This is a genomic window from Mycobacterium kyogaense (genome assembly GCF_003254575.1).
In the GTDB taxonomy this organism is placed as follows: Bacteria; Actinomycetota; Actinomycetes; order Mycobacteriales; family Mycobacteriaceae; genus Mycobacterium; species Mycobacterium kyogaense.
In genome coordinates this window covers 1-13,111 of record NZ_QJUA01000076.1, presented here as the reverse complement: position 1 = coordinate 13,111, position 13,111 = coordinate 1, and the positions used below count along the sequence as shown (strand labels likewise).

The 13,111-nt window shown below is 69.3% G+C and carries 14 protein-coding genes and 1 pseudogene; 6 read left to right on the top strand and 9 right to left on the bottom strand.

What is annotated here, in order from left to right; genetic code table 11:
- On the top strand, nt 1-264 hold a 264-nt coding region (locus DMB80_RS28440; protein ID WP_205538964.1), incomplete at its 5' end, for a hypothetical protein.
- Here DMB80_RS28440 and xylB read toward each other — a convergent pair.
- A complete protein-coding gene (xylB, locus tag DMB80_RS27105; RefSeq protein WP_111512654.1) occupies nt 231-1,625 on the bottom strand; it encodes a xylulokinase in 1,395 nt (464 codons plus the stop codon). The two genes, DMB80_RS28440 and xylB, sit on opposite strands and share 34 nt — an antisense overlap.
- A 69-nt stretch (nt 1,626-1,694) precedes the next feature.
- Here xylB and DMB80_RS27100 point away from each other — a divergent pair, with 69 nt between their 5' ends.
- Nucleotides 1,695-2,582: a DoxX family protein gene (locus tag DMB80_RS27100; protein WP_111512659.1), complete on the top strand. Its 888-nt coding sequence runs from the start codon at nt 1,695-1,697 to the stop codon at nt 2,580-2,582.
- Between the two features lie 75 nt (nt 2,583-2,657).
- Nucleotides 2,658-3,149 (top strand): RDD family protein, encoded by a 492-nt coding sequence (locus tag DMB80_RS27095; RefSeq protein WP_111512653.1) that lies wholly within the window; start codon nt 2,658-2,660, stop codon nt 3,147-3,149.
- A 13-nt stretch (nt 3,150-3,162) separates the two neighbouring features.
- Here DMB80_RS27095 and DMB80_RS27090 read toward each other — a convergent pair whose 3' ends face one another.
- Nucleotides 3,163-4,584, bottom strand: a complete 1,422-nt coding sequence (locus tag DMB80_RS27090; RefSeq protein ID WP_111512652.1) for a GntP family permease — start codon at nt 4,582-4,584, stop codon at nt 3,163-3,165.
- Nucleotides 4,584-5,096: a gluconokinase gene (locus DMB80_RS27085; RefSeq protein WP_111512651.1), complete on the bottom strand. Its 513-nt coding sequence runs from the start codon at nt 5,094-5,096 to the stop codon at nt 4,584-4,586. Before DMB80_RS27085 ends, DMB80_RS27090 begins: the two co-directional genes overlap by 1 nt.
- Nucleotides 5,097-5,250: 154 nt before the next feature.
- Between DMB80_RS27085 and DMB80_RS27080 the strand changes: the two genes are divergently transcribed.
- Nucleotides 5,251-5,952: a FadR/GntR family transcriptional regulator gene (locus DMB80_RS27080; RefSeq protein ID WP_276131575.1), complete on the top strand. Its 702-nt coding sequence runs from the start codon at nt 5,251-5,253 to the stop codon at nt 5,950-5,952.
- A gap of 2 nt (nt 5,953-5,954) precedes the next feature.
- Here DMB80_RS27080 and DMB80_RS27075 read toward each other — a convergent pair whose 3' ends face one another.
- Entirely contained in the window at nt 5,955-6,698 is a 744-nt protein-coding gene (locus tag DMB80_RS27075; protein WP_240431414.1) for a DUF4333 domain-containing protein, read from the bottom strand.
- 62 nt (nt 6,699-6,760) lie between these two features.
- Between DMB80_RS27075 and DMB80_RS27070 the strand changes: the two genes are divergently transcribed.
- Nucleotides 6,761-7,657: an SCO6745 family protein gene (locus tag DMB80_RS27070; RefSeq protein WP_205538961.1), complete on the top strand. Its 897-nt coding sequence runs from the start codon at nt 6,761-6,763 to the stop codon at nt 7,655-7,657.
- Between the two features lie 4 nt (nt 7,658-7,661).
- On the opposite strand, the gene DMB80_RS27065 is transcribed toward DMB80_RS27070, so the two are convergent.
- The 3 genes from DMB80_RS27065 to DMB80_RS27055 are packed head-to-tail and all read right to left on the bottom strand — an operon-like array spanning nt 7,662 to nt 11,560.
- Entirely contained in the window at nt 7,662-7,988 is a 327-nt protein-coding gene (locus DMB80_RS27065; RefSeq protein WP_111512656.1) for a YnfA family protein, read from the bottom strand.
- Nucleotides 7,989-7,993: 5 nt separating this feature from the next.
- Entirely contained in the window at nt 7,994-10,012 is a 2,019-nt protein-coding gene (locus DMB80_RS27060; RefSeq protein WP_420812246.1) for a primary-amine oxidase, read from the bottom strand.
- An 18-nt stretch (nt 10,013-10,030) separates the two neighbouring features.
- On the bottom strand, nt 10,031-11,560 hold the full coding sequence (locus DMB80_RS27055; RefSeq protein WP_111512649.1) for a carboxylesterase/lipase family protein: 1,530 nt from the start codon (nt 11,558-11,560) through the stop codon (nt 10,031-10,033).
- A gap of 73 nt (nt 11,561-11,633) precedes the next feature.
- Here DMB80_RS27055 and DMB80_RS27050 point away from each other — a divergent pair, with 73 nt between their 5' ends.
- Nucleotides 11,634-12,314 carry a hypothetical protein gene (locus tag DMB80_RS27050; protein ID WP_111512648.1) on the top strand — a complete coding sequence of 227 codons (681 nt, stop codon included), beginning with the start codon at nt 11,634-11,636 and terminating at the stop codon, nt 12,312-12,314.
- A 4-nt stretch (nt 12,315-12,318) separates the two neighbouring features.
- Here DMB80_RS27050 and DMB80_RS27045 read toward each other — a convergent pair whose 3' ends face one another.
- Nucleotides 12,319-12,897, bottom strand: a complete 579-nt coding sequence (locus tag DMB80_RS27045; protein WP_111512647.1) for a DUF3159 domain-containing protein — start codon at nt 12,895-12,897, stop codon at nt 12,319-12,321.
- Nucleotides 12,898-12,924: 27 nt separating this feature from the next.
- A pseudogene (locus DMB80_RS27040) lies at nt 12,925-13,111 on the bottom strand (LLM class flavin-dependent oxidoreductase); the annotation flags it as partial.

Genomic DNA, 13,111 nt, shown 5'->3' with positions numbered 1-13,111 from the left:
GACGGAGAGCGCGGGTCCTGTCGGCAGGCGGTGGGCGCGCCTGCGGGCGGCGGGGTCCCAGCGGTGTGGTGCCGGGCGGCCACCGCGGTGGTGGCGGGCGACCCCGCCCGCGAGGTCCGCGGTGGCTACCGGGGGGCCGATGCGCTGCCCTCCCGGGGGGGCCGCATAGGGGCCGTCGCGCCGCGGGCCGGGGCCTGCCTGGCCCGAGGCGGCACGGCCCGTCTGAGGCCTCAGCGGAAGGTCAGCTGTTCGGCCGACCGGTAGCGATCGAGGACCTCGGGGGTGGGGTCTGCCTCGAACACGGTGGTGTCCGCCAGGGACCACGACGGCGGATTCTCGCCGCCCGCAAGCGCCCAGGCCGCCTGCCGCGCGGCGCCGAGCGCGACGTACTCGGCAGGCGCGGGGACGTGGACGGGCGCGCCGAGCACTGCCGGCGCCACCTGCCGGACCGCCGCGGAGCGGGCCCCGCCGCCGATCAGGATGATGCGGTCGACCGCGACGCCGTGCGCACGGATCTTGTCGATGCAGTAGGCCATCGACGCCAGCAGTCCCTCCACAGACGCCCGGGCGATGTTCGCGGAGTTCAGGTTTCGCGTGGTGATGCCGTGCAGAGCGCCGGCGGCATCAGGCAGGTTGGGCGAGCGCTCCCCGTCGAAGTACGGCACCAGCGTCACCCCGTCGGCGCCCACCGCAGCGCTGAGCGCGAGCCTGTCGAACTCGTCGAAGTCGACACCGAGCATGCGCGCCACAGCGGCGAGCACGGGTGCTCCGTTCAACGTGCAGACCAGGGGCAGCTGCCGTCCCGTCGCATCGGCGAACCCCGCGACGATGCCCTCGGGGTCACACGGAGCCGTCGCCCCGACCGCACTGACCACACCCGAGGTACCCAAGGAGACCACACAGTCGCCCGGTCCGGCACCCAGGCCGAGGGCCGCTGCCGCGTTGTCGCCCGCTCCGGCTCCCAGAAGCGCGCCGTGGGCGGTCTGCAACGCCGAACCGGCAGGATCGACGACGGTCGGCAGCGCCGGGCGGCGCCCTCGCAGCGCCAACTCGAGCAACTCGACGTCGTAGGAATCCGTTGCCGCCGAGAAGTATCCGGTGCCACTGGCATCGCTGCGATCCGTGGTCAGGTCGCCGATGTCGGCCGAGCCGGACAGCCGCCACGTCAACCAGTCGTGCGGTAGACAGACCGCAGCGGTCGCATCGGCATGCGCCGGTTCGTGATCGGCCAGCCACCGCAATTTCGTGGCGGTGATCGCTGCGACGGGCACGACGCCGGTGCGCCGCGCCCACCCGTCGGGACCGCCGAGTTCGTCGACGAGGTCAGCCGCCGCCGCGGCAGAGCGGGTGTCGTTCCACAGCAGTGCGTCCCGGACGACGTCACCGGATCGGTCCAGGCACACCATGCCGTGTTGCTGCGCACCGACCGACACGGCGGCGACGTCGTCGATGCCACCGAGCTCGTCGACCGCCGCCGTCAGGGCTTCCCACCAGTGCGCCGGCGCCACCTCTGTGCCGCCCGGGTGTGGACTCGCCGCCGAACGCACCTGTCGGCCGGTCTCGGCATCACAGATCAGCACCTTGCACGACTGGGTGGACGAGTCGATTCCCGCGACGAGTGGCACGCCTGAAAGCTACCCCGACGCGGCGACCCGTCGGGTTTGGTCGCCCAACCGCGTGGGAACATGACCCGCATGTTGATCCGTCGCGTCGCGCGCCCCATGCTGTCTGCCGTGTTCATCTCCCGCGGGATCGAAGCCCTGCGGAGCCCCAAACCCGCAGCTCAGTCCACCCAGAACACCCTCGACGGACTCAGCAAGTTGCCCGACCCCGTCAGCACCAATCTGCCGTCTGACGCCGAGACGGTCGCCCGCATCAACGCGGCCGTCCAGATCGGCGGCGGTCTCCTGCTCGCGACGGGCAAGCTGCCCCGCGTCGCATCGGCGGCGCTGGCCCTGACCGTGGTGCCGGGATCCCTGGGCGGCCACAACTTCTGGAACGAGACCGACCCGCAGCGCAAGGCCGACGAGCGGCGCGCGTTCGTCACCGACATCAGCCTCATCGGCGGCCTCATCATCGCCGCCGTGGACACCGAGGGGAAGCCCTCGCTGGGCTGGCGTGGCCGCCGCGCGGCACGCAAGGCCGCCGACGCGGTGTCGGCCGCACTCCCCGTCGGCGCAGCCGCTGGCGGCTCGCTGGCCGACAGCGAGTTGGCCGAGAAGGTGGGCCACGGTCTGCAGGCAGGCGCCGAGCGCGGTCGCGAGTTCGCGCACATCGCGCGGGAACGCGGGGGCGAGCTCGCCGAGGTCGCGCGGGAACGCGGGGGCGAGCTCGCCGAGGTCGCACGCGAGCGCGGCGGTGAACTCGCCGAGGTCGCACGCGAACGCGGCGGCGAGTGGGCTGTGTTGGCCCGCAAGCGTGGCGAGGAGTTCGCCGACGCGGCCCGGGATCGTGCGCCGGACCTCGCGGACGCCGCTCGCGAGCGCGCCCAGCGCTCGGCCGAGATCGCGCGCGAGCGAGCCGCTGAACTGGCCGACACCGCAGGCTCCGAGGTGAAGAAGCGCCGCAAGCAGCTCCGCTGATCTTGAAGCCGCCCGCCGGGGTGGTTTGATCGGTACGGTGAATCTCGCAGCCAGCCGCCGCGAGAAGGAGCACCGATGAGCAGCGACTATCCCCCGCAGTCCGGTCAGTACAGCTACCCCGGGTCCTATCCGCCACCCGGTGGGGGCGCCCAGCCCGGCGGCCTCGGCGTGCGATTCGCCGCCCGGTTCATCGACGGTCTGATCGTCGGCATCGTGGGCAGCATCATCGTGTTCGCGATCGGCGCGACATCGAACGTCTGGGTCACTGGTCTGTTCACCGGCGCGCTGAGCTTCATCTACTACGTCGCGTTCGAGGTGACGCAGGGCTGGACCCCGGGCAAGAAGCTGCTCGGGCTGCGCGTTCACGGCCCCGGCGGCGCACCGAAACCGACCGCTGCGCAGTCGGCGATCCGCAACTCCTGGACGCTACTGCCGATCATCCCGTTCATCGGCGGGCTGCTGGGTGTGGTGGCGATCGTCGTGATCGCGGTGACGATCAACAGCAGCCCGACCAAGCAGGGCAAGCACGACGAGCTCGCCGGCGGCACCCAGGTGCTCAAAGCCTGACGTCCGCCAGGGATCAGATGACGATCCCGAGCAGCAGCACCAGGATCAGACCCGTCACCGACAGGACGGTCTCCATGACCGACCAGCTCTTGATGGTCTGCCCGACGCTCATGCCGAAGAACTCCTTGATGAGCCAGAAGCCGGCGTCGTTGACGTGGGAGAAGAACAGCGAACCCGCGCCCACGGCGAGCACGACCAACGACACCTCGCCGGTGCTCATACCCTCGACCAGGCCGAGCATCAGCGACGATGCGGTGATGGTGGCCACGGTGGCCGAGCCTGTCGCGAGCCGGATGAGTACGGCCAGAGTCCACGCCAGCAGGATCACCGAGACGTTGGCGCCCTTGGCCCAGTCGGCCAGCAACGTTCCGATGCCGGTGTCGACGAGCAGCTGTTTGAAGCCGCCGCCCGCGGCGACGATGAGGATGATGCCGGCGACCGGCGGCAGCGACGATTCGACGCACTTCACGATCTGATCGCGGGTCATCCTGGCACCCCGGCCGAGCGTGAAGATTCCCACGATGACGGCGATCAGCAGCGCCATGAGCGGACGACCCAGGATGTCGAACGTCTGCCGGAGCACGTTGTTCTCGTCGTCGATGAAGATGTCGACCAGGGCCTTGCCCATCATCAACGCGACCGGCAGCAACACCGAGAAGATGGTGATGCCGAAGCTCGGGCGGGTGCGTTGTGTGACAGCCTGCGTGCCACCCCCATCGCCTCGGAGGTCGTCGGCGGTGAAGCGGTCCGGGATGTCGATGACGACCCAGCGGCCCGCCAGCTTCCCGAACAACGGGCCGGCGACGATGACCGTCGGAATCGCCACCGCCACACCCAGGGCCAGCGTCACGCCGAGATCGGCACCGAGCAGGTCGATCGCGGTGAGCGGACCCGGATGCGGCGGGACGAGCCCGTGCATGGCGGAAAGTCCTGCCAGAGCCGGGATTCCGATGGTGATCAGTGAGAGGCCCGAACGCTTGGCCACCAGATAGATGACCGGCATCAGCAGCACGACACCGATCTCGAAGAACATCGGAAGACCGATGATCGCGCCGACCACGGCCATCGCCCAGGGCAGCGCCCGCGGCGAGGCGCGGCCGACGATGGTGTCGACGATCTCGTCGGCTCCTCCGGAGTCGGCGAGCAGTTTGGCGAACATCGCGCCGAGCGCGATCAGGATGCCGACACCTGCTGCCGTGGTGCCGAATCCGTCGGAGAACGATTCGAGGACGTCGCCGACGTTCATGCCGGCGACGATCCCGACGGCCAGCGCGCCGACGATCAGCGACAGGAACGGGTGCAGCTTCGCCACGGTGATCAGCACCACGATCAGCGCGATACCGACCAGCGCCGCGAGCACCAGTTGCCAGCCCGACGCCACCGGTTCCGGTAGCTCGGTGTCCGCCGCGAGGACGGTGAGCACGGACGAATTCATCACTTCTCCTGTTCGATGGCGAGACCGGTTGTATCGCAATAGGTGTCGATGATCGAGTCGATGCTCTGATCGACGTCGATGGTGGTGCCCGGCTCGTCGGCGGCCAACGGTTCGAGGGTCGCGAACTGCGAGGCCAACAGAGACGCGGGCATGAAATGACCCGGCCGGCTCGCCTGCCTGCGGGCGATGACATCCGGCGTCCCTTCGAGGTGCAGGAACAGCACTCCCGCGCAGTGTCGCCGCAGCTGCTCCCGGTAGGTGCGCTTGAGGGCCGAGCAACTCATGACACCACCGGTGTCACAGCGCTGGGCCAACCAGTCGCCGATGGCCTCCAACCAGGGATAGCGGTCATCGTCATCCAGGGGGTGGCCGGCGGTCATCTTGGCGATGTTCGCGGCCGGATGGAAGTCGTCGGCATCGGCGAACGGCACCCGCAGCCGCTGTGCCAGTGCGGCACCGACCGTCGATTTCCCCGAGCCCGATACGCCCATGACCACCACGGGTGCTGCCACCTCGTCCTCCTCCTGCCGGGGCCGACCACCGCGTCCCGATTTCCCTGCTGTGCTTGCCGTCACACACCATGCCTCAATAGGCATACGATTGCAAGACGGTGACGATATTGCACCGTTTATTCGATGTTCGACCCGCATATGACAGGATCAATCGGTGACCGAGACGCCATCTGCCGCGCTCCACGGCAGCGTGCTGACCGCACTGGGCATGGCGATCGTGGCGGGCACTCACGCCGCCGGCGACGTGGTGACCCTCGACGGCGTCTGCGCCCGGTACCGGGTGTCGCGCAGCGTCGCCCGGGAAGCCATCCGCGTCCTCGAGTCCATGGGCATGGTGGCCTCCCGACGTCGCGTGGGCATCACGATCCAGCCGGCCACCGCCTGGAACGTCTTCGATCCGCGACTGATCCGATGGCGCCTCGACTCCTACGATCGCGCCAGGCAGCTGGCCTCACTGTCGGAACTGCGGCGCGGATTCGAGCCGGCGGCCGCCGCGCTGGCCGCGCACCGTGCCGATCCGCACCAGTGCCGCATCATGGCTGCGGCCGTCTCCGACATGGTGATGCACGGACGATCCGGCGATCTCGAGTCATACCTGTTGGCCGACAAAGTCTTTCACCGCACACTGCTGGAGGCCAGCGGCAACGAGATGTTCCGCGCCCTCTATGACGTGGTCGCCGAAGTGCTCGCCGGCCGCACCCATCACGGCATGATGCCCGCGACCCCCAACCCCGCGGCGATCGCACTCCACGACGAGGTGGCGCGTGCGGTCCGACTGGGCGACGCCGACGTTGCCGAGAAGGCGATGCGGGCGATCATCGACGAGGCCGCCTCAGCCGTCGCGCCGGAGGACTGACCTCACCGGCGCGGCGCGTAGGAGTAGTCGATCTTGGTGCCGTCCACCGCGGTCACCGTGAGAACGAGCTCGGCGCGCTCCGCGCCCGACACCACGGTGCAGTCGACGGTGTTGCCGACCCTGCCCTCCAGGTTGCCGGTGCACAGCGCGGAATCCGGTCGCCTGTTGACCCGGCCGGTGAGTTCATCGAGCAGCGACGCCTCCAGCTCCGCCTTCGTCAGCAGCGGCAACACATCGAAGGTCATCGTCAGCCCGCGCACACTCGTCACCGTCGCCGTCCGGCGCAGCGGGGGGCCGCCGGACGTCACATCGCACTGCGCCTCCGCACCGGTACGACCCGGGAGCCCCGCCAGGCACGCCACCACCTCCGGTGGACTCGACACCAGCCGCGCCACCGCACGTTCGAGTTGCGGGCGGGACAGCGCGGGAATCATCTCGTAGACGATGGATGCGCCGTCGATGTCGGTCACGGTGACGACCGGCTCGAAGCTGTTGGTGGGACCCATCGTCACGTCGCACCGCGCGGACTGCCCGACCTCACCGATCAACGGGTCCTTGCAGACCACCGACTGCGGCTTCTCACCGGCCGTGGCCAGCCGCGCGGCGATGTCGGCCTGCAGATCCTCCGGCGCCACCGCGGGAATCGCATCGGAACTCACCGGCGAGCTGCACGCCAGGAGGACGCTGCAGCCGACAGCCAGCTCGACGACCACCCCGATCAGCTTGGCCATGTGCTTGCCCGTCACCCCCGACCCACGGTGGTGGGGACGTTAGCAGACCTGCCCTCACCGGGTGGTTGACTGCGACGGTGGACAACCGCACTCGCCGCCCGATCACGCTGGCCCGCCGCTTCTTCGATCGGATCGAGCCCGTACACGCCGTCACCTACTTCGCGCCGGAGGCGCGTGCCGCCCTCGACGGCCTCGGCTATCGCGGGTTCTGGATGGGGTACTTCGCCGCCCGGTCGGCCCCGCTCGGCATCGTGCCTGCCGACGTGGTGACCGCGGCGTTCTACAACTTCGCGCCCAGCCGCGTCGCGAAGGCCCTGCCCGCGGCATGGGACGTCGCCCCACCCGCCGACGCGCTACGCGCCCGCGAACAGTCCGCGGTGGCAGCCCTGCGTCGGTGCGGTGTCACCGACGCCGATGCGCAGAACGCAGCCGAACTGGCGGCCCGCGCCGCCTCCGATGCCGATGTCAGTGGCCGGGTGCTGTACGCGGCGAACCGTGCGCTGAGCTGGCCGGGCGAACCGCTGCCGCGGCTGTGGCACGCAGCCACCCTGCTGCGCGAGCACCGCGGCGACGGCCACGTCGCCGTGCTCACCGCCGAGGGCCTGTCCGGGCGCGAATGCAACGTGCTGCACGCCGCTGCCGGACGCGTACCCGCGGACATGATCAAGCGCAGCCGCGACTACGACGACGAGCAGTGGGCGGCGCACGCCGAGGCGTTGCACCAGCGTGGACTGCTCGACCCCGACGGCGCCATCACCGACCGGGGCCGTTCGCTCAAGCAACACATCGAGGACAGGACCGATGCGCTCGCCCTGCCCGCCCTCGACGCGCTCGACGATGACGAGGTCGAGGCGTTGTTCCAGAGCCTGACACCGATCACCCGCGCCGTGATCGCGGCCGGTGACGTTCCGGCGGGGACACCGATGGGGCTGAGCCGCGACGACCTCGACGACGCGAGCGCCCATCTCGGGTGAGTGCTCAGCGCGGGCCGTACATGATCAGCGCCACGCCGAGCAGAGCGATCAGCGCACCGGCCACGTCCCACCGATCCGGCCGGAAGCCGTCCAGCGCCATCCCCCACAGCAGGGAGCCGGCGATGAACACGCCGCCGTAGGCGGCGAGCACCCTGCCGAAGTGCGCATCGGGCTGGAACGCAGCGACGAATCCGTAGGCACCCAGCGCGATCACGCCGGCTCCCACCCACAACCAGCCGCGGTGCTCGCGGACGCCCTGCCACACCAGCCAGGCTCCGCCGATCTCGAGAACCGCTGCCAGGACGAACAGTAGGGCGGACCTGACGACCACGGGACTCAGTGGTGGGCGCTGGTACTCGGCGTGTGGCACGCCTGGGGCGGCGTGTCGACGACGTCGAGTGCAGGGTTGCGGTCGAAGAACCCGAAGGGTTTGAGCCAGAACGACACGATGTCGGCCGGCATCACCGGCCAGTCCTCGGGCCGGGTGATGTGGTGGATGCCGAACACGTACCACAGCACCACGTCGGTGTTCTCGATGGGGCGATCGGCAGCCGTCCACTGTGTCAGACCCGTGTCACGCACCGACTGGTTGACGAATTCCCCTGCAGGCCAACGCTCGTCGGGTCGATTCGGGGTGACCCAGAGTGTATGGGCGATGACCCCGGCGCGCTGCAGCACCGGTGAGGCGGGGTCGAACATCGGCGGGATGGCACCGGAGGGCACCAGCTTGTACGCCGGATGGGCGCCGATTCCGGTGACCACGTTGGGGTTGACCACTTTCCAGGCCCGCTGGGTGCTGAAGTCGACGTCTTGGCGGGCTTCGCTCTCGGTGCGCAGCGGGGTGTTGCGCGTGACCAGCGACAAGCCGTAGGGGTTGTCCGGCCCGATCGGTTCGGCGGCGGATTCACTCATCACGACGGTGTTGTCCGTTCCGTCGACATCCATGTCGAGGCGCGCCACCAGAAAGTGTTGGTGGAACGGCGCATACGTGCGCTCGTCGACGATCGTGCCGTTCGGGCTGGGCGCGCCGGGGGGCAGCGGCGTGGTCACCATGATGCCGGTCGCACGGACCTCGCATTCGATGTTGCCGTCCTGGTAGAGCCGCCAGTACACGAGATACTCGTAGTTGGCGACCGTCACGTGGAACGACAGCGTCAACCGGCGCATGCGGCGCACCTCGGCGCCGATGTCGTGGTCGACGTGCTTCCACAGCACGGCGTTGTCCTCTTCGTGCAGGCAGATCGCATTCGTGATCCGGTACGGTTCGCCGGCGCTGTCGTGCAGCACGGCGTCCAGATAGCGGATCTCCCCCAGGCAGTCGCAGCCGAGCTCCAACGACGTCGTCATGAAGCCCAAGCCCCACTCCCCGATGTCGAAAGCGGTGCGCCGGTAGTGATCCGGTGACGGGTCGCGGTAGGGCACCACCATCTCCGCGAACGACATCCGGTGCGCGATCGACCGGTAGCGGTCCCCGTCCCGATACCGCACGGTGTGCAGTGTCATGCCCTCGCGGTAATTGAAACCCACACGCAGCGACCAGTTCTGCCACGTGACGAGGTTGCCGTCGACGGTGAACGACGGCCCCTCGGGCTGGGTGATGTGCAACGGTTTGAGTGGTTCCCGTTGGCCGCGTGCGAGCACCCGGTCCGGGATGTGACGCGGCACGTACTCCCCCATGACCTCCGGTGCCGTCGCACCGCCGGAGGGTGAGAACGGTCCGACGTCCTCGACGCGCAGGAGCTCCATCGCGTTGAGGTCGATCACGCAGTGCAGACCGCTGAGCAGTCGTGCGTAGGGGTTGGCACCGGGCCCAGCCTTGACCCAGCTGTCCGACCAGCCGATGCGCCGGTCGCGATACTCCTCCGGGGCCACCGCGTCGCCGTAGGTCCAGGTGTCGAAGAACACCAGGTCGACGTCGGTGACGCCGCGGGCTCGCAGCGCGGCGATGACATCGGGATGGCTGCGCAGGAGCCGGTCACACTCGGCGAACTCGTCGACGGTGAAGTTCGCCTGGACGCCGGGGATTTGCTCGAAGGATTCGACGCGGTCGTCGGTCAGCGAGACCACGCTCTTGTACGTGGCGTTCGCGCTGCGGTCGAAACACACCACGCACGCGCGCCGCGCGGGCCGCTGTCCGTCTGCATCGTAAGCGGCGAGCTCGGCTTTGGACGGTTCGATCAGCTCGATCGAGGCGAACCGCCAGCCCTTGTGTTCGCCTTCCGATGGCGTGGCCTGCACCCCGCGTTCGCGCCGCAATGCCGCGGCCACCGCGCGGAATTCGGCGTCGTCGAGCGGGTCGAGCGGATGGGCGGTGGATGTGGGCAGCGCATCAGACACCCGTCCACGCAACCACACCGCGCAGCCGTCAGCACGCTATTGCGCGAACTCGAACGTCTTCCACACTTCTCGGCGCTCCGCGTGCGGATCGTGCTCGACTCGGCGGCGCTTGTCGAGCACCATGACCGCACGCTCGTCGTTGTCGTAGAGTGGCCAGTCCTCGCCCGGAATCCCGTCGGCGGCGAAGGCCAGCCAGCGCTTCTGGACGTCGTCGCTGACCCTGCCCGCAGTCCGCGAGTCGATACCGGCGGCCAGCAGCTTGCCGTACCGGGACCGGTAGACGTCGAAGACGGCCAGCAGTTCCATCGCGTGAGTGGCGCCCAGCCCGGACAGGTGCAGTGCCCGCGTTGCGTAATCGAAGCGGTAGACGTAGGTCGGCGCGTGGCGGCCGTGGGCCTCGGCGATCTGCCACATCGCGGAGGCGAAGATGAAGTCGCCGCCGAGCCGCACGCATGCGGACGGCTTCGGATACCCCGGGTACGCGGCCAGAATGCGTTCGCGCACACCGGGTTCGGCCTGGGAGAACAGGCGCTCGATGGCCGGTTCGGTGGTCGGCAGCAGTTTGAGGAAGCGGGTGAACAACTTGCCCTCGTCGGCATTGGTCCCCACGATCAGCGGAACCCGGTGCGCTTCCCCGTCGGCCATCGCCTGCGCCGGATTCACCGGCAGATAGTCGGTGTCGTACGTCGGTCCGATCGCGAAGGCGCCCAGCATCTCCCGCTGCCCCTCGACGATCAGCTGCTCCAACGCCCTCACCAGATCCGCGGGCCGGGTGCGCATCAGCACCTCGGCGGCATCGGATTCGCCCGCGCCGAGGGTGCGGGCGAACCGCTGGGCGTACTGCTCGGCGATGTCGGCGCTGCGGGTCATGCCGCTGCTGGGGCTCTGCGCGATCGCGCGGGCGAACAATCCGGCCGCATCGGGGGTGGCGAGCAGCGTCGCCACTGCGTGCGCTCCGGCACTCTCCCCGAAGATCGTCACGTTGTCCGGGTCGCCACCGAACGCCGCGGCGTTCTCGCGCACCCAGCGCAGCGCCATCACCAGGTCGCGCAGAAACAGGTTGTCGTCGATCGGATGGTCAGGGGTGGACAGTGAGGAGAGCTCCAGACATCCCAGCGGCCCCAACCGGTAGTTCACCGACACGTACACGCACCCGCGCCGCGCCAGCGAGGCACCGTCGTAGATGGGCGTGGCCGAACTTCCCAGCAGATAGCCACCGCCGTGGATGAACACCATGACCGGGAGTGGCCCGCTGTCAGGTCCGGCGTGGGTTTCGGTGTCGGACCCGGCGGGAGCCACCACGTTGAGTGTCAGGCAGTCCTCGCTCGTCGGCTGGTATTTGCCGGGCGCCAGGAGCGTGTACATGCGCTGCTGCGGTGCGCAGGGGCCGAAGCCGTGACAGTGCCGCACCCCCGACCAAGGCTGGACAGGGACGGGCGCGCGGTAGCGCAGCGGGCCCACAGGGGCTTTCGCGTACGGGATCGATCGCCAGCGGTGGACGCCGTCGCGCGTGAACCCTTCGACGACCCCGGATGCGGTTCTGACCCGCACGGTGTGCTCGTGCATCTTTCCGACGGTAGCGGCTGAGCGGCGGGCCCGCCGCGCCGACCGCCTCGTGTCGGGCGGTTAGCCTGGCGGAATGCGCAAGGTCGGCCTGCTCGCGGTGGCGATCCTGGCGGCCGGCTGCGCGCAGTCGACCGACGGTCAGGCGGAGTCGGCATCCGCGGATGCCACTCGCCCCACGGCCACCACCAGCACCGCTGCCCCTCCCTCGACCACACGCCCTGCAGAGGCGCCGGGCGAGAACGCCACCATCGACGAGGTGATCGCGTTCATCGAGGAGGGCACTGCGGCAGACGTTGCCACTTTCCATGTGGCCTTCCGCGACGGGGTCACCACCCGGCTGGGTGACGACGTCGCCTTCACCGCACCCTCCGGAGCGTCGTCGGGCAACACCCAGTGCATGACCACGGCGGACGGGTTGACGTGTCTGCTCGAGCTGACCGCACCCGCGCCCCCGCCGGCGGACGCCGAGGGGGTGTGGAAGGCCGGCTGGACGGACTTCCCGGGAGCCGAGCTGCGCGTCGGGGCGCTGCGTGGAGATCCGGGGCCGTTCATCGCCGGCTCCGGGCCGGAGCTGCCCGACGGCCAGACGTTGAGCATCGGCGACACCCGCTGCCGCAGCGACGCCACGGGCCTGTACTGCGTGAACTACGCGCACCGCTCGGCCGTGCGAATCAGCGCCGACGGTGTCCGTCCGTTCGGGTGTCTGCAGCCTGTGGCGCCACCCGCGGGTGTCGGAACGGCGTACCGCTGCTGACCTGTCAGAGGTTCTGCTGCCGCGCTTTCTCGCGAGCTCTGCCGGGATACGCCTGGGTCATGCCCACCGCCCCGACGATCACCACGACCGGAATGACCGCCTTCGTCAGGTGCACCGTGGACGGGGCTGTCGCCGCCAGGTAACCGAGCACGGCGATCAACGCGAACACCAGCGCCCACATCAGGGTCAAGACCTGGTTGGTGCGGCGAAACGCCACCTGTTCCCACTCCTGCCGCTGCGCCGAGGCCGGCGCGTACTGAGCGGTGAACGGTTCGAAGGCCAACGATCCGAGTGCCATCGCGGCCAACACTCCGCCGGACAGCGTCGTCGCGTAGGTGTCCATCCAATCGCGATCCTCGGCCCCGATGATCAGACCCAGCACGGTCACTCCGGTGAAGAACACGACGGTGACGGCGTCGAGCAGGCGCACCCCGGCAAAGCCTGCCGACACGCCCAGGATCACCGTCGCCAGTACCGCACTGATCGCGCCGAACAGCCAGGTGCTCGGGCCGTCGGCCACCACCCAGTAGATGATCCACGGGACGAACCCGACGAACGGGCTGCGCTCGAACCATTCGTCCATCCCGCAAGCTGTATCAGATGAGACCGATCAGGCGACACCTTTGCGCTTCAAGATCGGCAGCACGCCCTCGGCGAACCAGTACGCCTCTTCGAGGTGCGGGTAGCCCGACAGGATGAACTCGTCGAAGCCCAGGGAATGGTATTCGAGAATCAGATTCGCCACTTCTTCGTGGGATCCGACCAGTGCCGTGCCCGCGCCCCCGCGCACCAGACCC